Origin of the sequence: Phreatobacter stygius (genome assembly GCF_005144885.1) — a bacterium.
GTDB lineage: Bacteria > Pseudomonadota > Alphaproteobacteria > Rhizobiales > Phreatobacteraceae > Phreatobacter > Phreatobacter stygius.
In genome coordinates this window covers 6,885,673-6,907,232 of sequence record NZ_CP039690.1, presented here as the reverse complement: position 1 = coordinate 6,907,232, position 21,560 = coordinate 6,885,673, and the positions used below count along the sequence as shown (strand labels likewise).

Genomic DNA, 21,560 nt, shown 5'->3' with positions numbered 1-21,560 from the left:
CAGCGCGGCTTTTTTTTCATCTGAATTCGTCCCCCCAAGCTCGCTTCAACACCTCGCCCCAGCGGAGACCTGCCATGGCTACGAAAGCCAAAATCGCGATCCTCGGCGCTTCCGGCTATACCGGTTCCGAACTCGTGCGCTTGCTGCTCAGGCATCCGCGCGTCGAGATCGTGCTGATGACCGCCGACCGGAAAGCCGGCCAGCCGATGGCCGAGGTGTTCCCGCAATTCGCGCCGTTCGCCTTGCCGGACCTGGTGTCGATCGACAGCATCGACTGGAAGACGGCCGCCGTCGACCTGGTGTTCTGCGCACTTCCGCACGGCACGACCCAGACGGTGATCGCCTCGATCATGAAGGCGCGGGCGGATATCAAGATCGTCGATCTCTCGGCCGATTTCCGGCTGACCAATCCGGCCGACTATGCCCGCTGGTACGGCCATGAGCATCACGCGCTCGACGTCCAGCAGGAGGCGGTCTATGGCCTGCCCGAACTGCACCGGGCCGCGATCAAGACCTCCAGGCTGGTCGCCAATCCCGGCTGCTACCCGACCTGTTCGATCCTGCCGCTGGCGCCGCTCCTGAAAAAGAAGGCGATCGAGACCGACAATATCGTTGTCGACGCCAAGTCGGGCGTGTCCGGCGCCGGCCGGGCCGCCAAGGAAGGCAGCCTCTATTGCGAGGTGACCGAAGGCATCCACGCCTATGGCGTCGCCGGCCACCGGCACTCGTCCGAGCTCGACCAGGAACTGTCGCTGATCGCGGGCAAGCCGGTGATTGCGACCTTCACGCCTCATCTCATGCCAATGAGCCGGGGCATGCTGGCAACCACCTATGTCACCGCCAAGCGTGGCCGGACCGCCGCCGACCTGCATGGGATCATCGCGCAGGCCTATGCGCGGGAGCCCTTCGTGCATGTCCTGCCGCTCGGCCAGACGCCGCAGACCCGGCACGTGCGGGGTTCGAACCTGATCATCATCGGCCTGGTCCAGGACCGCGTGCCGAACCGGGTGATCGTCGTCTCGGCGATCGACAACCTGGTCAAGGGCGCATCCGGCCAGGCGGTCGAGAACATGAACCTGGTGCTCGGTTATCCCGAGACCCTGGGTCTGGAACAGATCGCGCTGTTTCCTTGAGGAGGCGGGCGTCCGGGTTTGGCCCGGACGCCGGTCTGCGCTAGCGCGCGAAGACCTGATCGCCGCGTGTCGAAGCTGTCGGGCGCGGCGGTCCAGGTGAAGGACTTCCGGGGGTTGTGGCGATAGCGCGTCCGGTTGCAAATGGCCCGGCCTTGCCTACAGTCTTGAGCCGCTTCCACGGCATCGCTGTTGCACGGGACATCACATGGCCCTCATGACCCGCCGCGAACTGTTGTCCGGCAGCGCCGCGATGATGACGGCGGGTGCGGTCCTGTCGCATCACACGGCGGTTCGCGCGGCGGCGCCCATCGTCGGCAAGCAGGCTCCCGGTTTCTATCGTTATAAGGTCGGCGACTTCGAGGTCAGCGTCATCACCGATGGTGCGCTGACATTCCCGGTCGAGAACTTCGTTTCGAATGCGACGACGGAGCAGGTGAAGGCAGCCCTTGCGGCAGCCTATCGCGGCACCGACGGACTGTCGGTTCCCTTCTCGCCGGTTGTCGTCAACACCGGGTCGAAGCTGATCCTGATCGACACCGGTCTCGGCGATGCCGCGTTCGAGCGAAGCAAAGGCACCATCGGGCAATTCGCGACCAACCTGAAGGCTGCGGGTCTCGAACGCTCCGATATCGATGCCGTGGTGATCTCCCACTTCCATATCGACCATGTCGACGGCCTGGTTGGGGCGGATGGCAAGCCGGCCTTCCCGAATGCGCAGATCTTCGTGCCGGCAGCCGAGTGGAAATACTGGATGGACGACGGCGAGATGAGCCGGGCGCCGAAGGGCCGAATCGAGGGCTTGTTCAGGAACAGCCGCCGGATTTTTGGCGCGCTCGGCGGCAATGTCACGCCTTACGACGCGGGCAAGGAGGTGCTGCTCGGGCTCACCGCCGTTGCGACATCAGGGCATTCCGTCGGGCATACGTCCTTCGTTCTGTCGTCCGGCGGCCGCAGCGTCTTCATCCAGGGCGACGTGGCTCATGTTCCCGTGCTGTTCGTCGCAAATCCCGGTTGGCATGCAGCCATCGATCGGGACCCGGTGATGGCCGAGGCCACGCGCCGAACGGTCTATGACATGCTGGTGGCCGAGAAGATGCTGGTCCAGGGTTTCCATTGCCCGTTCCCGGCTCTCGCCCATGTCGAACGGACCGCGAGCGGCTATCGCGAAGTCCTGGTGCCGCGGAATTCCAATATCTAGGGCGTTTTCCGCTCGGATCGAACCGCTCTGGTCGAGGGGACGGGTTTCCGGCTGGCGGGGCAAGACAGATCGTGGAGTATCGCAGTGAGCCTGGGTGGAATCGGTAACCTCGACTATACTGTCCTCTTGTGCAGCAAGATGGATGAAACGCGCGCTTTTTACCGTGACGTCATGCAGTTTCCGATTGAGACTGATCGTGAGAACTGGGTCAGTTTTCGCGTTGGTGCGCAGCTGCTGACGCTCCGGCCGCGCGGACCGTGGAGCGTCTGCGACGATGGAGCGTCGGTGCCCGGATCGGCGGCGGTGCAGCTGGCCTTTCGCGTGCCGCCTCCCGCGGTTGATGCCTGCCATGCCGAATTGGTCGCCAAGGGGGTGCCCATTCTCAGGGAGCCAACCGATCTGCCCAGCTGGCGCCACCGGACCCTGTTCTTTCGCGATCCCGAGGACAACATCATCGAAATCTACGCCGAATATTGACCCGCGATGCGCGGGTCTCGCCGTGGGTCACGATCGTCCGGCTTCCGGCCGGGTCTCCGTCGTCAGCGCATCATCAGCGTCGCCAACCGCGCTCTCTGCACGTCGTTCCAGGGCGTCGAGCGCTTGGCGGCAAGGTCGACCTGGGCCGTCGTCGTGGAGGCGCTGACATGGCGCTGGCCCTCGACGAAGACGGCCTGGTCGAAGGTGATCGAGGCGCCGCCGACCTTGACGATGCCGGTCGCGATCTGGACGAAGCCGGGATAGAGGATCTCGCGGTGATAATGGATCTCGATATGAACCAGCGAGATGCCGCGGCCCTCGCTGGTCAGCCGGATGCCTTCGCGCGAGAAGAATTCGGTCCGGCCGATCTCCAGATAGGTGGCGATAACAGCGTTGTTGACGTGGTTGTTGGGGTCGAGATCGCCGTAGCGGATCGGATGCACCGTCACGAACGGATAGCTGTCGAGCGCGGCGCGCGCGCTCATCGGAATTCTCTGGCTCAATCCTTCACCTTCACATAGCGGCCGGGCGCATCCTCGATGGCCGGATAGGGCTTGGTTCCGACCGGACGGGCGGCAACCTCCTTGCCGTCGTGACGCCTAATCCATTCGCGCCAATGTGGCCACCAGGAACCGGGATGTTCGGTGGCGGTGGCGATCCAGTCCTCGAACCGGCCGGTGGGCGGCCCGCCGAGCCAGTGCTGGTACTTGTTCTTGGACGGCGGATTGACCACGCCGGCGATATGGCCTGATCCGGCCACGACATATTCGACCGGGCCGCCGAAGGCCGACGAACCGATGAACACCGAGCGGGCGGGCGCAATGTGGTCCTCGCGGGTGGCGAGATTATAGACGGGGACCTTGACCTTCTTCAGGTCGAGCTTCTCGCCGGCCACCTCCATGCGGCCGTTCGACAGGTCGTTCTGCAGGTAGCAGTGGCGCAGATAGAAGGAATGATTGGCGGCGGGCATGCGCGGCGAATCGGCATTCCAATAGAGCAGGTCGAAGGGCATCGGCGCTTTGCCCTTCATGTAATTGTTGACGAAATAGTTCCAGATCAGGTCGTTCGAGCGCAGCATGTTGAAGGCATTGGCCATCTGCTTGCCTTCGAGATAGCCGGTTTGCGCCATGCGCTTTTCGAGCGACTGGATCTGTTCCTCGTCGACGAACACCTTGAGGTCGCCGGCGAAGGTGAAATCGACCTGGGTGGTGAAGAAGGTCGCGGTCTCGACGTTGTCGATGCCCTTGGCGGCCATATAGGCCAGGGCGACCGCCAGCAACGTGCCGCCGACGCAATAGCCGATCGTGTGCACCTTCTTCTGGCCGGTGATCTCGCCGGCGACCCGGAGCGCGGCGAGCGGCCCCTCCAGCATATAGTCGCCGAAGCCCTTGTGGGCGTGGCGCTGGTCCGGATTGACCCAGGAGATGACGAACACGGTCAGCCCCTGGTCGACGGCCCATTTGATGAAGCTTTTGTCCTGGACCAGGTCGAGAATGTAGAACTTGTTGATCCAGGGCGGCACGATGACCAGCGGGACGGCGCCGACCTTCTCGGTGGTCGGGGTATATTGGATCAGCTGGATCAGGTCGTTCTCATAGACCACCTTGCCGGGCGTCATGGCGAGGTTGGTGCCGAGTGCGAACGGCGTATCGTCGGATTGCCGGATTCTCAGATCGCCGCCGCCACGCTCGATATCCTCGGCCAGCATCTGCATGCCGCGCACCAGGTTTTCGCCGCTCGATCCGATGGTCTCGCGCAGCAGCTCCGGATTGGTCGGCACGAAATTCGACGGCGACAGGGCGTTGGCGATCTGCCGGGTGTAGAACGAAGCCTTGTGCTTCAGATGGCCGTCGATGTCGGCCTGGTCGACGAAGCTTTCGGCAAGCCCTGTTGTGACCAGGTAGAACTGCTTCAGGAAATCGAAGAAGGCATTGTCGTTCCACTGCGGGTCCTTGAAGCGGGCGTCGCGCGGATCGGGCTTGGCCAGCGGTTCGGTTTTTTCGCCAGCCATCGCCTTCAACGACCTGGCCCAGAGATCCATGTAGCGGCCGGTGACCTCGGTCTGGGCGGTCATGGCGCGCTGCGGATCCTTCAGCCAGAACTCGGCGACATGGCCGAGCGTCTTGACCACGTCGGTGACGCTGTCGGGCTGGTCGCTCGGATGGCTGCCGGTTTCGCGCGGCCGCATATAGGCGGCGAGCGCCTTGCCGCCGAGCTCGACCATGCGCGCGACATTGGACGACAGCCGCTCGATATCCATGGTGCGGAAGCGGAACGGGTCCTCCGAAGCGGCGCCGCCCTGCGGCGGCGGCGGCGCGGCCGGCGCGGGCTTGCCGGCGGCGGCCTGGCGCGGATCGGCCGACGGGCGCGACGCGGCGCCGCCCTCGATCGCCACGAGCACGGGTTTGGCCGAAGGCTTCGGATTGCCTTTCAGCGTTTCCGCCGGCTTGGCCCGGGCCGGTGCGGCCTTGACCGCACGCAGGGCCGGGGCTTTCGGCCTGGCCTCCGCCGCCACGGCCGGCGGCGACTTGCTTGCCGACGATTTGGTCGCCCGGGATGCCTTGGCTGGCGCCGGAGCGGCCGCGGTCTTGGCCCGTGTCCCGGCCGGTTTCGATTTCGCTGCGGCGGCCTTGGCCGTCGCCGCCTTGCCCACCTGCGCTTTGGCGGCAGCCGGTGCCGTTGCGCCGGGCGGCGGAGATTCGGCGTCGTTCCCGGCCTTTCCGGCGCGCTTTGCCGCCGGTTTGCCGGCTTTTGCGGAGGCGCTTCTTGCCCTCGGCGTCTTCGGCTTGCTCGAATCGCGTTTCGCCATGAGCTTCCCTCCGAAATTCGCCGCTTTCGTGCCGCACGAAATCGGTCCACTTTTTGGTTGGGACATATTAGGAAGGCCACGGGCGCGCCGCCAGCGAAAGATGGCGGCGAGGCCCCCTGGAGATCGACATGCGTGAGATGACGGATCAGACCGCGACCATCCGGCGCCGGAGCCGGGCAGGCCTCGCAGCCTTCGCCCTTGCGGCGCTCGCGCTTGGCGGCTGCCAGACAGCCAATGACGGCTATCCTTCACCCTATGGTCCGTCGCGCCGGGTGCCGCTGCCGGCGGTCGCCGGCGGCGGGCTCTGGCAGCCGCAGCCGATACGCGCGACCGGTTATGGCGCGGCCACCCTGATCTCGCGCCTGCCGGAGGCGCCGCGGGTGCCGGCGCCGGCGCGCTCGTCGGAAACGCCGGAACTGTTGACGCCGGCGCAGGAGGCCGCGCGCCGGGGCGAGCTGCAGACCGCGCGCGGCGCCCATTCCGGCGCCATGGACCGGCGGCTCACCAGCTCGGGCCGTATCCGGGGCCCCGATCCGGGCTCGCGGCCGGCGATCGAGGAGGATCGCAACCCGCCGACCGAATGATCCGGCGGCGGGTCCGGCCCATTTTGGCCCGCGCGCCGCGGCCAGATGGGCCGACAGCGCATCAGACAAGCATTCCGCAGCCGCCTTCGCCGTGATAGGTGTTGCGGCGCCCCAAGGGGTTTTTCCCACCACCAACACGATCAGAACCGATGACAACGACCGACTTTCACCGTATCCGCCGCCTGCCACCTTACGTGTTCGAGCAAGTGAACAAGGTGAAGGCCGCGGCGCGAGCTAAAGGCGTCGACATCATCGATCTCGGCATGGGCAATCCGGATCTGCCGGCCCCTGACCATGTCATCGAGAAGCTCAAGGAAACCATCGGCAAGCCGCGCACCGACCGCTATTCGGCATCGAAGGGCATTCCCGGCCTCAGGCGTGCCCAGGCCGCCTATTACGAGCGCCGTTTCGGCGTGAAGCTGAACCCCGAGACCCAGGTCATCGCGACGCTCGGCTCGAAGGAAGGCTTTGCCAACATGGCCCAGGCGATCACCGCGCCGGGCGACGTGGTGCTCTGCCCCAATCCGAGCTACCCGATCCACGCCTTCGGCTTCCTGATGGCCGGCGGCGTCATCCGCTCCGTGCCGGCGACCGCCGACGACGAGTATTTCCGCGCGATGGAACGCGCGATGCAGCACTCGATTCCGAAGCCCATCGCGGTGGTCGTGTGTTATCCCTCGAACCCGACCGCGCAGGTGGCCGATCTCGATTTTTACGGCGAACTGGTCCGCTTCGCCAAGAAGCACGAGCTGATCGTGCTCTCCGACCTGGCCTATGCCGAGGTCTATTTCGACGACAGGAACCCGCCGCCGTCGATCCTGCAGGTGCCCGGCGCCTTCGACGTCGCGGTCGAATTCACCTCGATGTCGAAGACCTTCTCGATGGCCGGCTGGCGCATGGGCTTCGCTGTCGGCAACGACCGGCTTTGCGCGGCGCTCGCCCGGGTCAAGAGCTATCTCGATTACGGCGCCTTCACGCCGGTGCAGGTGGCGGCGACCGCCGCCCTCAACGGTCCCGAGGACTGCATCCGCGAGATGCGCGAGACCTATAAGAAGCGGCGCGACGTGCTGATCGACAGTTTCGGCAAGAGCGGCTGGGCCGTCCCGACGCCGCAGGCGTCGATGTTCGCCTGGGTGCCGATCCCGGAGCCGTTCAAGTCGCTCGGCTCGCTCGAATTCGCCAAGCTGCTGGTCGAAAAGGCCGAGGTGGCGGTTGCCCCCGGCATCGGTTTCGGCGAGCACGGCGACGACTATGTCCGCATCGCGGTGGTCGAGAACGAGCAGCGCATCAAACAGGCCGCCCGCAACGTCAAGCGGTTCTTCGACACCGCCGCGACGACGCTGCACAACGTGGTGCCGCTGGCGGCGGCGGGACGCTAAACCAAATCGGACATCAGCATGATCGGGGTTGTCGTCGTCGGTGCGACCGGTTGGGTCGGGCGTGAGCTGGTCAAGGCGGTGAGCGCCGCCGCCGACCTCGAGCTTGCCGGCGCGGTGGCGCGCTCGGCGGCGGGCCAGGATGCCGGCACGGTCGGCGGCCTGCCGGCGCTTGGCCTGAAGGTCGCCGAAAGCCTTGACGAGGCGCTGACCGTGCCGAGCGACGTGGTGATCGACTATACCAAGCCGCAGGCAGTGAAGGGCCATGCCCTGACCGCGCTCCGCGCCGGCCGCCACGTGGTGGTCGGCACGTCCGGTTTGACGGCCGACGACTATGCCGAGATCGATATGGCTGCCAAGGCGGCGGGGCGAGGGGTGATCGCCGCCGGCAATTTCTCGATCACCGCGTCGCTGCTGAAGCGCTTCGCAACGGTTGCGGCCCGCCATATCCCCGATGTCGAGATCATCGACTACGCCTCGGCCAAGAAGCCGGATACGCCGTCGGGCACCGGCCGCGAGCTCGGCGAGATCTTGTCCAGGATTCGCCTGGAGCCGACCGCCAAGCCGGTCGGCGAGCTCGGCGGCATCCGGGAGACACGCGGCGGCGCGGTCAATGCCGGTGGCATCGCGGTGCAGGTCCATTCGGTGCGCATGCCCTCCTATGTGCTGTCGGCGGAGGCGATCTTCGGTCTTCCCGACGAGCGGCTGACCATTCGCCACGATGCCGGTTCCTCCGCAGCACCTTATGTCGGCGGCACGCTGCTGGCGGTGCGCAAGGTCGGCGGCCAGGTCGGACTGGTGCGCGGCATCGATCACCTGATCGACTGAAGCTTTCACCGGCCGGTGCTTTTCTTGCTTTGACCGGCCAAATCGGGCAAAAGCCCGGCGCGGCGCATTGCCGCGACAAGTCGCGGATCAGCTCCTCATGCAGGACATTTTGAAGGTAGGCATTGCCGGCCTCGGCACAGTCGGCGCGTCGGTGGTGCGGCTGATGGCCAAGCGCGACAATCTCTTGAGCGAGGCCGCCGGCCGCCGCATCAAGGTGGTGGCGGTGAGCGCCCGGTCGCGCGACAAGGACCGCGGCATCGTGCTCGACGGCATGCGCTGGGTCGAGGATCCGATCGCGCTCGCCACCGATTCCGGCATCGATGTGTTCGTCGAACTGATCGGCGGCGCCGGTGACCCGGCCAAACAGGCGGTCGAGGCGGCGCTCGGCGCCGGCAAGGCGGTGGTCACCGCCAACAAGGCCTTGCTCGCCACCCATGGCACGGCGCTGGCGCGCCGCGCCGAAAAGAAGGGCGTGGCGCTGAATTTCGAAGCGGCGGTGGCCGGCGGTATTCCGGTCATCAAGACGCTGCGCGAGGGCCTGGTCGGCAATGCGATCGAGCGCGTCTACGGCATTCTCAACGGCACCTGCAACTATATCCTGAGCCGCATGGCGGATGAGGGCATTTCGTTCGAGGACTGCCTGAAGGACGCTCAGAGGCTCGGTTATGCCGAGGCCGATCCGACCTTCGACGTCGACGGTTTCGACACCGCTCACAAGCTGGCGCTGCTGACCAGCCTCGCCTTCGGCACGCTGGTCGACACCAAGGGCATTTCGATCGAGGGCATCCGGTCGATCAAGCCGGTGGACCTCAAGATGGCCGACGAGCTCGGCTACCGGGTGAAGCTGCTCGGCGTCGCGCTGCGCACCGCCGATGGCGTCGAACAGCGGGTGCACCCGACCTTCGTGCCGAAGGATTCGGCCATCGCCCAGGTCAATGGCGTGCTCAACGCGGTGGCGATCGATGCCGACGCGGTCGACCTGACCCTGGTCGGTCCGGGCGCCGGCGGCGATGCCACGGCGTCGGCTGTCATCGCCGACATCGCGGATATCGCACGCGGCCATCGCACCGCGCCGTTCATCCGGCCGGTGGCCTCGCTGACCCAGCCGACCCGGGCGCCGTTGACCCACCACGAGGGCGGCTATTACATCCGCCTCGAAGTGGTCGACCGGCCCGGCACCGCCGCCCGAATCGCCTCGCGCATGGCGCAGAACAAGATTTCGCTGGAATCGATTGTTCAAAGGCGCTCAGGTCCGGTGCGCGGCGGCACCGATCCGGCGGCGGCCGATGCGCCGGCGCCGGTCGTCCTGATTACCTATGCCACCACCGAGGCCGCGGTTCAGCGCGCGCTGAGGTCCATGGATACAGACGGCGTGCTGCTTGGCCGGCCGCAGGTCATTCGTATCGAACGCAGTTGAGACGAACATTCTCCGAGGGGATTATCGCCATGTCCGACCAAGGGCTTTCCGTTCCGAAAAATCTTGTCATCGAGCGGGTTCTGTCGATGGAACTCGTGCGGGTGACCGAACGCGCCGCGGTGGCTTCGGCCAGGCTGCGCGGACGCGGCAACGAGAAGGCCGCCGATCAGGCCGCGGTCGACGCCATGCGGCGCGAGCTGAACAAGCTGCCGATCGACGGCACCGTGGTGATCGGCGAGGGCGAGCGCGACGAGGCGCCGATGCTCTATATCGGCGAAGAGGTCGGCACCAAGCGCGGCCCCAAGGTCGATATCGCGCTCGATCCGCTGGAAGGCACGACGCTCTGCGCCAAGGACATGCCCGGCTCGATCGCGGTCATCGCCATGGCCGAGCATGGCTCGCTGCTGAACGCGCCCGACGTCTACATGGACAAGATCGCCATTGGCCCGGGCTATCCCAAGGGCCTCGTCGACCTCGATGCCACGCCGGTGGAGAACATCTACGCGATCGCCAAGGCGAAGGGCGTCAAGCCGAGCGAGATCACCGCGCTGATCATGGACCGGCCGCGCCATGCCAAGCTGATCGAGGCAGTGCGCAGCACCGGCGCGTCGATCCGCCTGATCACCGATGGCGACGTTGCCGGCGTCATCCACACGGCGAGCGTCGCCGAGACCGGCATCGACATCTATCTCGGCATTGGCGGCGCGCCCGAGGGCGTGCTGGCGGCGGCGGCGTTGCGCTGCGTCGGCGGCCAGATGCAGGGCCGCCTGATCCTCGATTCCGAGGCTAAGGTCGAGCGTGCCCGCACCATGGGCGTCAAGGACCCGAACAAGAAATACACCATGGAGGAGATGGCCTCGGGCGACGTGATCGTCGCGGCGACCGGGGTCACCGACGGCGCGCTGCTCAAGGGCGTGTTCTTCGGTCCCGACATGATCACCACCGAGACGATCGTCTATCGCTCGACCACCGGCACCGTCCGGCGCATTTTCGGCGAACACCGCCAGTTCGAGAAATTCCATCTCGATTGACATGATCAACCCGCGGCGGCTGTTCCTCGGGGTTGAACAATCGGTCCTCGGTCGCGCCTGGCGCGACCGGCTGGACGATCCGGCCCGCGCCCAGGCGCTGGCGATCGCCCAAGTCCATGACCTGCCGGACATCCTGTCGCGGGTGCTGGCCGGCCGCGGCGTCATCGCCGATGGCGTCGAGGCCTATCTCGAGCCGACCGTCAAGGCGGCCATGCCGGACCCCTCGGTTCTGACCGACATGGACCGGGCGGTCGAACGGCTCGTCCACGCGGTGGTGACGACCGAGAGGGTCGCGATCTTCGGCGATTACGACGTCGACGGCGCGACGTCCTCGGCGGTGCTGGCGCTGTTCCTGCGCGCCGCCGGCCTCGACCCGGTCATTCGCATACCCGACCGCATTTTCGAGGGTTATGGCCCGAACAGCGAGGCCATCCGGCAATTGCGCGCCGACGGCGCGACGCTGCTGGTGACGCTCGATTGCGGCACGACCAGCCACGAGGTGCTGGCGGAGGCTGGCCGGATCGGCTTCGACGTGGTGGTCTGCGACCACCACCAGGCCGATGAAACGCTGCCGGCGGTTGCCGCCCTGGTCAATCCCAACCGCCTCGACGATCTCTCCGGCCTTGGCCATCTCTGCGCCGCCGGCGTCACCTTCATGATGGTGGTGGCGCTGAACCGGGCGCTCAGGCAACGCGGCTTCTGGACGACCGGACGGCCGGAGCCGGACCTGATGCGGCTTACCGACCTGGTGGCGCTCGGCACCATTGCCGACGTGGTGCCGCTGAAAGGGCTCAACCGCGCCTTCGTGGCGCGCGGGCTCGCGGTCATGCGCAAGCGCGACAATGTCGGCCTGCGCGCGCTGATGGACGTCGCCAAGCTCGACGGCCCGCCGACGCCTTATCATCTCGGCTTCCTCATCGGCCCGCGCATCAATGCCGGCGGGCGGATCGGCGATGCCGGCCTCGGCGCCAGGCTCTTGGTCACCGACGATGCCCTGGAGGCCCAGCGGATCGCCGCCGAGCTCGACCGGCTGAACCGCGAGCGCCAGGTGGTGGAACTCGGCACCGTCGCCGAAGCCGAGGCCGAGGCGCTGGCGGCGCTTGGCCCGATGGAGGAGGGCACCGCGGTCATCGTCACCGCCGGCAACGGCTGGCATGCCGGCGTCGTCGGCCTGGTCGCCTCGCGCCTGAAGGAACGGTTCAAGCGGCCGGCCTTCGCGGTGGCCTTCACCGGCGACATCGGCACCGGATCCGGCCGGTCACTGCCGGGCGTCGACCTCGGCGCCGTGGTGCGCCAGGCGGTCAGCGAAGGGCTCCTGGCCAAGGGCGGCGGCCACGCCATGGCGGCCGGCATCACCGTGATGCGCGGTCGGCTGGCGGATTTTCGCGCCTTTCTCGAAACCAAGCTGGAGGCGAGCGTCGCGACCGCCCGCAAGCAAGATGCGCTGGCGATCGACGCGGCAACCACCGCCGCCGCGATCAAGCCCGAGCTCGCCGCCCTGATCGACCGCGCCGGACCGTTCGGCTCGGGCAATGCCGAGCCGGTGCTGGTGCTGCCGGCCCATACGATCGTTTATGCCGAGGAGGTGGGGACCGCCCATGTCCGCACCCGGCTGAAGAGCGGCGACAATGCCACCGTCGACGCCATCGCCTTTCGCGCCGCCGGGCAGCCGGTTGGCCTGGCGCTGGCCGAACACCGTGGCCGGCAGCTGCATGTCGCCGGCTCGATCTCGATCGATCGCTGGCAGGGCCGGGAACGGGTGCAGTTCCGGATCCTGGACGTGGCGGTTCCCGGACGCGGATGAGGGCGCGAGGCGGAGAGAGCGGCGCTAACCCTCGCCCACGTCTGCGTGGGAGAGGGTTAGCGCGTGACCCGCGAGCGGCCGAGGGTTCACGCACGTCCCCTACGAGCGCGACGCGGCGGCCTGGCGGAAACCGCTCAACAGCCGCAAGGCGGTCTTGCCGAGCGCCTGGCCGCCACGTGCGTCATTGCGCTCGGTTCTGGCGGTGATCGCCTGGTGCGCCTCGACGGCGACGATCCTGGCCCGCGGCGCCAGGGCCGCGTCGGCCTGGACGACGTCGCGCAGCGCCGCCAGCACCACCGGCGGTCCGGCCAGGGGACCGATGCAGGTCTGGGCGTCGTCCAGAAGGTCGCGGAAGGATGGTTTCCAGGCGGGATCGGCAAGCCGCCAACGCACGAGGGCCAGCAGGCCGTCGTCGGGCTCGATCAGCCTTGGCGCAGGGTCTTTGGCTGTCGACATCAGGTCCACGGCACACCCAATCGCATGTTATGCACTGCCAGCCGGCCAACACCCGGCTGATGGCGATTGAGCGCCGCACACCGGATTCGGGCAACCAGATACCACCATCGGGCTCGGTTTATCCACAGCCGGCCATGTTGCACCGCGAGGCCGCCACCCGATGTTGGGTTTTCCCGGGACTGGTAAGCCGATGGGCCGGCGGTTAGTCTTCTGGTGCGAACCGGCCCAATGCTCGGATCGCGTGTAGGAGGACAGCATGGGTTTCTTCGATTTCGTCAAGAATGTCGGCAAGAAGCTGGTCGGTGCCAGTGAGGCACAGGCGGCACCAGCGCCGGCCTTGACCGAGGAAGTGGCAAGTCACGGCTTCGACACCAATAACCTGCAGATCCAGTCGGCCGGCAACGAAGTGAAGGTCACCGGCCAGGTCAAATCGCAAGAAGACGCCGAGCGCATCATCCTGGCGCTGGGCAATACGGTGGGTGTCGCCAATGTCGATACCAGCCAGCTGGTGGTCAACGCGACGGCACCGGCGGCCAAGATGTACACGGTGAAGAAGGGCGACACGCTCTGGAAGATCGCCGAGGAACATTACGGCAAGGGTGCGGACTATCCGAAGATCGTCGCGGCCAACAATCCGCCGATCGTCAATCCCGACCTGATCCAGCCGGGCTGGGTTCTCCGCATTCCCTGATCGTGCTCTATTGCTGTTCGGCGGGGGCCTCGACGCTCCCGCCGTCAACGATATCACGGGGGACGTCATGGGCAGACTGACGCGCCGCGGCTTGACAGCCGCGGCTTTCCTTTGGCCATGCGCGCCGGCGCTGCTGCGGGCGCAGACATGGCCTTCGGGCACGATCCGGCTGATCGTGCCGTTTCCGGCCGGCGGATCGGTCGATGCGCTGGCAAGGCTCGCCCAGCCGGGGCTCGAGCGGCGGCTCGGCGCCACGGTGATCGTCGAGAACCGGCCGGGGGCAGGGGGCAGCGTCGGCGCCAATATGGTGGCGAAATCGCCGGCCGACGGACTGACCTGGCTGTTCGTCTTCGACACCCATGCGGTCAATCCGACACTGCTGCCCTCGATGGGCTTCGATGCCAATCGCGACCTCGATCCGGTCATGCTGATCGGTACCGCGCCGATGGTGATCACTGCCCATCCGGGCCAGCCCTATCGGACGCTCGCCGACATCATCGCCGCGGCCAGGGACAAGCCCGGCACCATTCCCTACGGCACGATCGGCAATGGCAGCCTCGGCCATCTCGCCATGACGCTGCTGGCCAAACGCGCCGGGGTGCGGTTCAATCACATTCCCTATCGCGGCGGCGGGCCCCTGGTGAATGACGCGCTCGGCGGTCACGTGCCCTTGGCGATCGCCTCTTCCGCCGTGCTGGCCGCCCATCTCGCCGCGGGAACGCTCCGGCCGATCGCCCAGACCGGCACGGCGCGCGCCGCGACCCTGAGCGCGGTTCCAACCGTCGCGGAGAGCGGCTTTGCCGGTTTCGAGGCCGAAGCCTGGTGGGCGGTGTTCGCGCCGGCCGGCACGCCGGCCGCCATGGTGCAGCGATTCAACGCCGAGCTGACCGCCAGCTTCCGTGACGAATCGATCCTGCGCCAGCTCACCGAAAACCAGCAGGTGAAGCTGATGACGGCCGGCCCCGCCGAGCTCAAACGCTTCTTCGAAGGCCAAATGGCCATATGGGGTCAGGTGGTCCGGGAAAATTCGATCAAGGCCGACTGAAAACTTTGCCGGGGTGGGTTGATGACCGGCCGGAACCCCCCTATAAACCGCCCCGCCGCACTGCGGTCGCGCTCCCTTCGTCTAGAGGCCTAGGACACCAGCCTTTCACGTTGGGTACAGGGGTTCGAATCCCCTAGGGAGCGCCAATTCTTCCCGAATTCCTGTTTTTGCAAGGCGCGGGCAGCTTCAACGGGCTGTCGGCGCGCGGTCGGAATCGGCTGCGCCGGCCGCCGCCAGCAGTCTCCGTCGGAGCCCTGGGCCGCGGACAGTTCACGCGGCAGGGACAGCTGCCTGTGCCCGGCGCGCGCGGGCGAAGCTGCCCGGTGAGCACCCGACGCGGCGACGAAACGCGGCGCTGAAGGCGCTGGCGGATTCATAACCGATCTCGTCGGCGAGGTGGTCGAGCGATGTTCCACCTCGGCCGAGGGCGTCCTGGGCCAAGGCCATGCGCCATCGGGACAGATATTCGATGGGCGCGCAGCCGAGGGTCCAGCCGAACCGCGCGGCGAAGGCCGAGCGCGACATGCCGGCGAGCTTGGCGAGCTCGGCCACGGTCCAGCCGGCCCGGACGTTGCCATGCAGCGCCCGCAGGACCCGCGCCAGGACAGGGTCGCCCATGCCGCGCAGCAGGCCGGCCGGCAAGGCGTCCGCGCCGGCCCTGCGCCAGCGCAGCGACTCCACCAGCATGACCTCCAGAAGGCGCTGCAGGATCATGTCCTTGCCCGGATGATCGGACGCGCATTCCTCGATGATCAGCTCAATGATGCGACCCAGTCGCTCGGTGCCGCCTTCGGACGCATGAATGTGAATCATGGCGGGCAGCAGCGCGGTGAGCAGCGGCGCGTTGACCGTCTCGATCCGGAAGGCGCCGCCGAGCATCCGGAAGTCGGGCTCACCCTCCTGGTCGCCATGCCGAACGGCGGTGTCGGTGGGATCGCGAAGAACACAATCGGCATCCGGCTGGCTGGACAGGGTGAAGGCCGGAGTGGCGGGCAGCAGCACGAAGTCTCCGCGCGCGAGCTGCACCGGCGCGTTGCCGTCGATCCCCAACCAGCATTGCCCCGAGAGCACGATTGCGAAGCCCGGCAGTCCGTAGGCCGCATAGCGAACCCCCCAGGTGCCGCGCCCGGTGATCGGCTTCGACACCGCAGTGTGCGGGCGGAGCAACGCGATGAGCTGACTGAGGGGATCCATTCTGGACGATCCATAACAAACAATGGACGTTCAATTATGGATCGTCCTGAATGATCTGTCCATTCTCAAGGGAGGAAACAGCCACGGGAGAACCTCAAGTGACCAAGACAATCCTCATCACCGGAACCTCATCGGGTTATGGCAAGGCGATGGCCGAGCTGTTTCTCGATCGTGGCTGGAATGTCCTCGCGACGATGCGCCGGCCCGATCCTGGCGTGTTCGCGACGACGTCGGAGCGGCTGAAACTGCTGCCGCTCGACGTCACCGAGGCCGACAGCATCGACACGGCCATTGCGGCGAGCGTTGCAGCCTTTGGTGCCATCGATGTGCTGGTCAACAATGCCGGCCTCGGCCTGGCCTCGGCGGTTGAAGTCACCCCTGATAGCACGGTGCGTGAGATCTTCGAGACCAACACCTTCGGCGTGTTCGCAACCTGTCGGGCCATCATTCCGCACATGCGCAAGCAAGGCGGTGGCGTCATCATCAACGTCACGTCGAGCGCCGGCATCGCCCCCATGCCGCTTGTCGCCGTCTACGCCGCCAGCAAATGCGCGGTCGAAGGTTTCACCGAGTCGCTGTCCCACGAGTTGGACCAGTTCGCCATCAAGGCCAGGCTGGTGGAGCCCGGCTATGCGCCGACCACCAGCTTCACCGCCAATGGCGGCGCGCGCATGCAGGGATTGATCCCGGCGGACTATGGGTCTTTTGCCCAGGCCTGTTTCGAGAAGATGGCCCATTATCCGACGGCCTATTGCACCGAGGCCGAGGTTGCCGAGGCCGTCTTCGCGGCTGCGACGGAGCAGGGGAGCAAGCTCCGTTATCCGGCCGGAGCCGACACCAAGCTCGTCGCGGCCCTACGCTGGACAACCTCTGAAGATCACTATTGGGAGAGGATGCGCGAGATGTTCAGCCCGGGGCGCGCGTCCTGACACCCGGGGCCCGCGAGATCGGCGGGCCCGTGTCCCCGGGCCATTCTGCGCCGTCGTGTCCGGCGGCGGCGCGGGAGTGGCCGATGATACGCCACCGATGTCAGCTTTTCCGATCGGCGCCAGCGGACGTCTATGGCGCCGGCACAGCCGGGTAAGACCGGAGCGACGCGTCCAACAGACGGATCAGTTCTCCGACCCGCCCACCGCCATGCGGGGCGCCCGGGTAGTGCCTCAGGACGTCCACCACCACGGAAGGCGCCAGGATCCGTGCCTGCGCGATGTAGTCGGCTCCGACGGCGGGATCGTCGCCCGCGGAGAGTTCGAGCGCTCGTGCGGCATGAGCGGCCGATCCGAGGATGTGCTTGACCTGGGTGGCTTCGGCCAGGGGGTGGAGGAAGGCCGCACCGGCAGCAGCCAGCGCCGCGCGCGCAGCGTCGCTCGCAGCCGCCTGTCCTGCATCGCGCGCCTCTTGAGCCGCCCGGTGTGCCGCCCAGGCGCTGTCTCGTAGCGTCTTGGTCCGCTCGGCTCCTTCAGCGAAGGCCTGCGCGGCGTCGATCGCGGCGTGTGGGCGCCGATCGCCAGGGCGTTCGCGTTCGAAGACCGCCAATGCAGGCCGCGCGCACGCCACCCCATAGCCGGCAACCTCTCGCAGCTCGGGCCGGCTGAGTTCAATCATGGTGGGGTCATCTGCCATGGCGTCATCGGATGTCCCATCCGTCGGCAAGGCAAGCGGGATGGCAAGGCTGCGCAGGCCGGCGCCGCGGCCGTGTCGATGATATCTTCGCGGCGAGATCAGCGCGCAGGCGTCGCAGCCGGCGGCGCTTGAACCAGGCCTCGACCTTGCATGTTGGGTTTGATGACCGGCAATTTCAGCGCGCTGGTGCGAAGATTTATGGCGACCTCCTCGGCCGTCGTGAAATCCGCCATATCCCGAACGGTATGGTCCCACCACAAGGCAGCCACGCCTGCCGCGTAAGGGCAGGCCGCACTGGTTCCATCCATCGCAACGAGCCCGCCACCAGGTTTGGCGCCAACGATTTCGGTCCCCGGACCGAGGACAAAGGGATCGATGTTCGAGAAGGGCGGAATGATCCAGCCGCCTTGTTCTTGCCCAGCCGCACCGACGGGGATGACACCGCTGATGCTCGCCGGGACGCCCGCCCTGACGCTATACGGTTTGACTGCCGCCCGGCGGCTCTGGTTGCCAGCGGCTGCGACGATCAGAGTGCCGGGCCACGTTTCGCTTTTGTGGGTCAGAATGTCGATCTGCAGCTGCAATTGGTTCGCGGCCTCTCGATAGCGAACCAGCGTCTCCCAGATCGCCGCGGGCTCCTCCCAGTCCGCGGTCTTGAGCCTTCGGAACATCGCCTCGAAATCGAAGCTCAGCGACATCGAGGCAATGTTCGCGCCGTTCTCGTAGGCCCAGGCCAATGCGTTGACGATGCAGCCGGTGGAACTAGCGCCGTGGTCGTCGAACACCTTGGCGACCAGGGCCTTCCGGATGGCTGGCGCGACCCCGATCCTGACGCCGTTGACGGAGCGGCCGAAGATGAGGCTCGCGCAATGGGTGCCATGACCAGATACATCCGTCGCGCTGCCGCCGGCGAAATTCTCGGTGACGAGTTCCATGCCACGAAACGCCTCATGCTTGTGGTCGATGCCGGAATCGAGCACGGCAACGACGACCTCCGCAGCCTTGCCGTCGAGGTGGCCGGCATCGGCGCCGACCGCCGGAATGCCCCAGCCGTGGCCCGCGGCGGCGGCCGCCGCGACGGCGGCGGCACTCGCCGGCTCGCTCGATTGCATCACGATCTGCGTGACCGGAAAGGCGCGGGAAAGGGTGTTGCGCGGATCCGCCGCGGCCTCCTGGGCCTGGTTTGGGGTCAGCTTGGCGGTTTCCGAGACGATCCGCGGACGATCGGTCGCGGATGCCAGGTCGAAGACCTCGCCGACCGGAGCTCGGAGCCCGCTCAATCCGCCGGACGGCTTTTTGGTCGGCAGGTTTTCGATGCGCAGAACCACATAATCTTCGATGTCGTCGTGCACGGTCACCTCCCCAGATCGATCCAGACTTCCATCGTGCTTTCCGGCGGCCTGGCCGGGAGATCCAGGAGCGGGCTCAGGGCGAGCGGCCGTCCGTTGTTGTAGACGGCGAGACGCTGCGCCACCTCGGTCGCCATCGGCCTGTCGGCGGCATAAAAATACCTGACCTCGGAGCGCCCCCGCGCAGTCTCGATCTGTTCGGCCGCGGGCACCTGAAAGCCCGCGTCGGCCAGGACCTTGCGCAGATCCGGAACACGCGCGGCGTCCCCGACATATTGAACAAAGACATTGGTGCAATATTGCCGGGCTGTTTCCACGGGCGCCCAAAGCTGATCACCGGTGCTTCGCCGGCGGGCGGCGACCGGCCCACGGATGGTCACCGCGGCGTCGACCGGAACGACACCGATCTGCCTTGCCATAAGGTAGTTCGCCGTGGGTTCGCCAGCGCGCAAGCGGACATTGGCGGTCAAGGTCAGGGTCTTGCCGACCGCGGCGTCGCCAGCCGAGGGAAGCGGCACGACCTTCGGATTGTCGGCACTGCCGAGCCATAGATGACCTTGGCAGGTTGCGCGTGGATCTGCCGGTCTGATCGACCTCTGCGAGGTCGCCACGATCTGCGAGCGGATGTCGCTGCCTTGGCCTCCCGGCCTGCGCTGGACCGCCAGACGCGCCAACTCCTCGGGCTGTGCGTCGCCATAGTCGCGCAGGAATTTCCGCAGTGGTTCGATTTCGCCCTGGTTGAGGCCATCCAGACTTGCGCGCGCTTCGGCCTTGATGCGGTCCAGCTCGGCGCGCGCGGATGCGATCGCGACCAAGCTCTCCTGCTGAACCTGCCGTACGTAATAGAACGGCATGGCAATGATGACCGCCAGGACCAGCGAAACGGCTGCGGCCAGCCCCATCCGGTCACGCCGTCGGCTTCTGTTTTCCTTCGCCTCGCTCGCGAAGATGAGCTCGTCGAGCGTGGCGGATCGCCCCCGATAATTGCGCGCCTCGTCAAGGGCGCGGCCGGAGATCAGGTAACCCTCGGCCTTGTCATGACTTGCCCAGAGCCGGGCAATCTCACGCATTCGGAGAAAGCTCCGGTTGGCCTTGCGCGCCTCGATCAGCCAATCCCTGAGCCGCGACCAGTTGCCGATCAGGGTCTCATGCGTGACGTCGTACCAGTCCTCGGTGCGCGCGCGGCTGTTCTCGACCCTGAGCAGCCCGGCTTCGGTGAAGCGGTCGAGTACACGATCCACCGCTTCGGGGTTGCGGTTGCTCCGCAGTTCGCCGCGGCTGCGCGGCTGGCGCATGAACTCGCGATCGATGCTGAAGGCGACCAGATCCAGGAACAGGTCGCGGGTGAGTTCCTTGTCCTCATCCGACAGCTCGGCATAGACCCGTTCGGCAGCCCGTTTCAGCGCCTCTCGCGGCGGGCCCACCTTCTGCGCAATGGCGCGCGATATCCAGTTCGTGTTGCCCGATCTGGCCGCATGCCACATCTCGTTCAAGGTGAACTGGAGCAGAGGCAAGCCCGTCGGTTCACCTGCGATGGATTTGACCAGCTCGTCGCAAACGCCATCGGCGAAACGAAGGCCGCTCCCGTCGGCCGTTGCCATGATGATGCGCTTGAGTTCGGCGGGCGACATCGGTGGAGGCGAAAACCGGGCACCCCGCTGATTGGCGAGGAGACCAAGTTCCGGGAGCTGGCGCAGTTCGTCGAGGTAATCGTTGCGCAGCCCGATGACCACGTGGCTGTCGGCGGGCAAGCTGGCGATCGCGCGCGCAAAGGCGTCACGCCCCGGATTCGGCGCGGCCGAGGTCAATATTTCCTCGAACTGGTCGATGATCATCAAGACCGGCTTGCCGAACCTGGCCTCGAGCAGCGCGCCCAGGATGTCGGGTTCGCTCTCGATCTGCTGCCGCGCCTTCCGCACCGCTTCGCCATTGGCCGCGGGGTCGAGCAGGATCTCGATCACCTCGTCCAGGGGATTGGAGGTCGGGGCGCTGATATGCACCAGGGCCAGTTCGCCATTGTCCCCAATGACGCCGCGCTTCCTGAGCTCGGGCAGAAGTCCCGCTGATATCAGAGAGGTCTTGCCGCTCCCCGAAGGTCCGGTGACGACCACGAGCGGCCGCGCCAGGACCCGGTCGGCAAGCGCCTTTGACGCGCCTTCGCGGCCGTGGAAGTTTGCCGCGTCTTGTTCCTCATAGGCCCTCAATCCCTTGAATGGCGAGGTTTCGCCAAGCTTCGGGAGGCCCTTTTCATCGAAGGGAGCGAGGTTGGGACCACCCGCATCTCCCGGGACGGACCTGCCGAGGCTCGTCAGCTCGGTCGTCCAGAAGTCCAGCGCGGATTGAGCCAGCTCCCGTTCCTGCCGGGACCAGAGACGTTGACCGGTGGCGATCGTCTTCGTGATGAAGATGTCGACGTCGCCGGGGTCGGGCCTGTCCTGCCTGGCCTTGAGTTTCTCGCGCCAGGCGCGCATCCGCTTCAGGTTCTCGTCCTGAAGCTCCTGGAGCGTTTCGAAACCGGAATAGTCGGTCGCAGCATCGGTCATGA

General features: G+C 66.6%; 20 protein-coding genes and 1 tRNA gene. 14 read left to right on the top strand and 7 right to left on the bottom strand.

Going from position 1 to position 21,560, the window contains the following annotated elements; genetic code table 11:
• Window positions 1-74: 74 nt before the first annotated feature.
• The 3 genes from argC to E8M01_RS32615 all read left to right on the top strand — a co-directional run bounded on the left by argC (window position 75) and on the right by E8M01_RS32615 (window position 2,808).
• A complete protein-coding gene (gene argC, locus E8M01_RS32625) occupies window positions 75-1,133 on the top strand; it encodes an N-acetyl-gamma-glutamyl-phosphate reductase (protein WP_136963980.1) in 1,059 nt (352 codons plus the stop codon).
• 205 nt (window positions 1,134-1,338) lie between these two features.
• On the top strand, window positions 1,339-2,331 hold the full coding sequence (locus E8M01_RS32620; RefSeq protein WP_246088516.1) for an MBL fold metallo-hydrolase: 993 nt from the start codon (window positions 1,339-1,341) through the stop codon (window positions 2,329-2,331).
• An 84-nt stretch (window positions 2,332-2,415) separates the two neighbouring features.
• Window positions 2,416-2,808, top strand: coding sequence for a VOC family protein (locus E8M01_RS32615; protein ID WP_136963979.1), 393 nt, complete (start codon window positions 2,416-2,418; stop codon window positions 2,806-2,808).
• Window positions 2,809-2,870: 62 nt separating this feature from the next.
• Here E8M01_RS32615 and E8M01_RS32610 read toward each other — a convergent pair whose 3' ends face one another.
• A complete protein-coding gene (locus E8M01_RS32610) occupies window positions 2,871-3,293 on the bottom strand; it encodes an acyl-CoA thioesterase (RefSeq protein ID WP_136963978.1) in 423 nt (140 codons plus the stop codon).
• Window positions 3,294-3,307: 14 nt separating this feature from the next.
• The gene (phaC, locus tag E8M01_RS32605; protein WP_425467759.1) at window positions 3,308-5,068 is read right to left on the bottom strand and encodes a class I poly(R)-hydroxyalkanoic acid synthase; all 1,761 of its coding nucleotides are present in this window, start codon (window positions 5,066-5,068) and stop codon (window positions 3,308-3,310) included.
• A 145-nt stretch (window positions 5,069-5,213) separates the two neighbouring features.
• Between phaC and E8M01_RS35695 the strand changes: the two genes are divergently transcribed.
• The 7 genes from E8M01_RS35695 to recJ all read left to right on the top strand — a co-directional run bounded on the left by E8M01_RS35695 (window position 5,214) and on the right by recJ (window position 12,657).
• A complete protein-coding gene (locus E8M01_RS35695) occupies window positions 5,214-5,753 on the top strand; it encodes a hypothetical protein (RefSeq protein WP_246088514.1) in 540 nt (179 codons plus the stop codon).
• Window positions 5,746-6,201: a hypothetical protein gene (locus E8M01_RS32600; RefSeq protein WP_136963976.1), complete on the top strand. Its 456-nt coding sequence runs from the start codon at window positions 5,746-5,748 to the stop codon at window positions 6,199-6,201. The genes E8M01_RS35695 and E8M01_RS32600 overlap by 8 nt, the downstream gene beginning before the upstream one ends.
• 149 nt (window positions 6,202-6,350) lie before the next feature.
• On the top strand, window positions 6,351-7,580 hold the full coding sequence (locus E8M01_RS32595; protein WP_136963975.1) for an LL-diaminopimelate aminotransferase: 1,230 nt from the start codon (window positions 6,351-6,353) through the stop codon (window positions 7,578-7,580).
• A gap of 18 nt (window positions 7,581-7,598) precedes the next feature.
• On the top strand, window positions 7,599-8,405 hold the full coding sequence (gene dapB, locus E8M01_RS32590; protein ID WP_136963974.1) for a 4-hydroxy-tetrahydrodipicolinate reductase: 807 nt from the start codon (window positions 7,599-7,601) through the stop codon (window positions 8,403-8,405).
• Window positions 8,406-8,502: 97 nt separating this feature from the next.
• A complete protein-coding gene (locus E8M01_RS32585; protein ID WP_136963973.1) occupies window positions 8,503-9,822 on the top strand; it encodes a homoserine dehydrogenase in 1,320 nt (439 codons plus the stop codon).
• A 29-nt stretch (window positions 9,823-9,851) separates the two neighbouring features.
• Complete coding sequence (gene glpX / locus E8M01_RS32580) at window positions 9,852-10,853, top strand: class II fructose-bisphosphatase (RefSeq protein ID WP_136963972.1); 1,002 nt, start codon at window positions 9,852-9,854, stop codon at window positions 10,851-10,853.
• Between the two features lies 1 nt (window position 10,854).
• Window positions 10,855-12,657, top strand: coding sequence for a single-stranded-DNA-specific exonuclease RecJ (gene recJ, locus E8M01_RS32575; RefSeq protein WP_136963971.1), 1,803 nt, complete (start codon window positions 10,855-10,857; stop codon window positions 12,655-12,657).
• Between the two features lie 99 nt (window positions 12,658-12,756).
• Here recJ and E8M01_RS32570 read toward each other — a convergent pair whose 3' ends face one another.
• Window positions 12,757-13,113, bottom strand: coding sequence for a hypothetical protein (locus tag E8M01_RS32570; RefSeq protein WP_136963970.1), 357 nt, complete (start codon window positions 13,111-13,113; stop codon window positions 12,757-12,759).
• A 256-nt stretch (window positions 13,114-13,369) separates the two neighbouring features.
• Here E8M01_RS32570 and lysM point away from each other — a divergent pair, with 256 nt between their 5' ends.
• The 3 genes from lysM to E8M01_RS32555 all read left to right on the top strand — a co-directional run bounded on the left by lysM (window position 13,370) and on the right by E8M01_RS32555 (window position 14,995).
• Entirely contained in the window at window positions 13,370-13,804 is a 435-nt protein-coding gene (gene lysM, locus E8M01_RS32565; RefSeq protein WP_136963969.1) for a peptidoglycan-binding protein LysM, read from the top strand.
• Between the two features lie 67 nt (window positions 13,805-13,871).
• A complete protein-coding gene (locus E8M01_RS32560; protein WP_136963968.1) occupies window positions 13,872-14,849 on the top strand; it encodes a tripartite tricarboxylate transporter substrate binding protein in 978 nt (325 codons plus the stop codon).
• 70 nt (window positions 14,850-14,919) lie between these two features.
• Window positions 14,920-14,995 (top strand) — tRNA-Glu (locus tag E8M01_RS32555).
• A 124-nt stretch (window positions 14,996-15,119) separates the two neighbouring features.
• On the opposite strand, the gene E8M01_RS32550 is transcribed toward E8M01_RS32555, so the two are convergent.
• The gene (locus E8M01_RS32550) at window positions 15,120-16,043 is read right to left on the bottom strand and encodes an AraC family transcriptional regulator (protein ID WP_136963967.1); all 924 of its coding nucleotides are present in this window, start codon (window positions 16,041-16,043) and stop codon (window positions 15,120-15,122) included.
• A gap of 98 nt (window positions 16,044-16,141) precedes the next feature.
• On the opposite strand from E8M01_RS32550, the gene E8M01_RS32545 reads away from it, so the two are divergent.
• A complete protein-coding gene (locus E8M01_RS32545; protein ID WP_136963966.1) occupies window positions 16,142-16,972 on the top strand; it encodes an SDR family oxidoreductase in 831 nt (276 codons plus the stop codon).
• 130 nt (window positions 16,973-17,102) lie between these two features.
• Here the strand turns inward: E8M01_RS32545 and E8M01_RS32540 are convergent, their stop codons facing one another.
• The 3 genes from E8M01_RS32540 to E8M01_RS32530 form a co-directional block, all read right to left on the bottom strand.
• Window positions 17,103-17,648, bottom strand: a complete 546-nt coding sequence (locus tag E8M01_RS32540; RefSeq protein ID WP_215908835.1) for a putative immunity protein — start codon at window positions 17,646-17,648, stop codon at window positions 17,103-17,105.
• Window positions 17,649-17,764: 116 nt separating this feature from the next.
• The gene (locus E8M01_RS32535) at window positions 17,765-19,018 is read right to left on the bottom strand and encodes a S8 family serine peptidase (protein WP_136963964.1); all 1,254 of its coding nucleotides are present in this window, start codon (window positions 19,016-19,018) and stop codon (window positions 17,765-17,767) included.
• 2 nt (window positions 19,019-19,020) lie between these two features.
• On the bottom strand, window positions 19,021-21,558 hold the full coding sequence (locus E8M01_RS32530) for an ATP-binding protein (RefSeq protein WP_136963963.1): 2,538 nt from the start codon (window positions 21,556-21,558) through the stop codon (window positions 19,021-19,023).
• Window positions 21,559-21,560: the final 2 nt, after the last annotated feature.

What these genes read in the sequence shown, in the direction of transcription:
- argC (WP_136963980.1), top strand. Translation starts at nt 75, where the DNA reads ATGGCTACGAAAGCCAAAATCGCGATCCTCGGCGCTTCCGGCTATACC.
- E8M01_RS32620 (WP_246088516.1), top strand. Translation starts at nt 1,339, where the DNA reads ATGGCCCTCATGACCCGCCGCGAACTGTTGTCCGGCAGCGCCGCGATG.
- E8M01_RS32610 (WP_136963978.1), bottom strand. Translation starts at nt 3,293, where the DNA reads ATGAGCGCGCGCGCCGCGCTCGACAGCTATCCGTTCGTGACGGTGCAT.
- phaC (WP_425467759.1), bottom strand. Translation starts at nt 5,068, where the DNA reads ATGGATATCGAGCGGCTGTCGTCCAATGTCGCGCGCATGGTCGAGCTC.
- E8M01_RS32600 (WP_136963976.1), top strand. Translation starts at nt 5,746, where the DNA reads ATGCGTGAGATGACGGATCAGACCGCGACCATCCGGCGCCGGAGCCGG.
- E8M01_RS32595 (WP_136963975.1), top strand. Translation starts at nt 6,351, where the DNA reads ATGACAACGACCGACTTTCACCGTATCCGCCGCCTGCCACCTTACGTG.
- dapB (WP_136963974.1), top strand. Translation starts at nt 7,599, where the DNA reads ATGATCGGGGTTGTCGTCGTCGGTGCGACCGGTTGGGTCGGGCGTGAG.
- E8M01_RS32585 (WP_136963973.1), top strand. Translation starts at nt 8,503, where the DNA reads ATGCAGGACATTTTGAAGGTAGGCATTGCCGGCCTCGGCACAGTCGGC.
- glpX (WP_136963972.1), top strand. Translation starts at nt 9,852, where the DNA reads ATGTCCGACCAAGGGCTTTCCGTTCCGAAAAATCTTGTCATCGAGCGG.
- recJ (WP_136963971.1), top strand. Translation starts at nt 10,855, where the DNA reads ATGATCAACCCGCGGCGGCTGTTCCTCGGGGTTGAACAATCGGTCCTC.
- E8M01_RS32570 (WP_136963970.1), bottom strand. Translation starts at nt 13,113, where the DNA reads ATGTCGACAGCCAAAGACCCTGCGCCAAGGCTGATCGAGCCCGACGAC.
- lysM (WP_136963969.1), top strand. Translation starts at nt 13,370, where the DNA reads ATGGGTTTCTTCGATTTCGTCAAGAATGTCGGCAAGAAGCTGGTCGGT.
- E8M01_RS32560 (WP_136963968.1), top strand. Translation starts at nt 13,872, where the DNA reads ATGGGCAGACTGACGCGCCGCGGCTTGACAGCCGCGGCTTTCCTTTGG.
- E8M01_RS32550 (WP_136963967.1), bottom strand. Translation starts at nt 16,043, where the DNA reads ATGGATCCCCTCAGTCAGCTCATCGCGTTGCTCCGCCCGCACACTGCG.
- E8M01_RS32540 (WP_215908835.1), bottom strand. Translation starts at nt 17,648, where the DNA reads ATGATTGAACTCAGCCGGCCCGAGCTGCGAGAGGTTGCCGGCTATGGG.
- E8M01_RS32530 (WP_136963963.1), bottom strand. Translation starts at nt 21,558, where the DNA reads ATGACCGATGCTGCGACCGACTATTCCGGTTTCGAAACGCTCCAGGAG.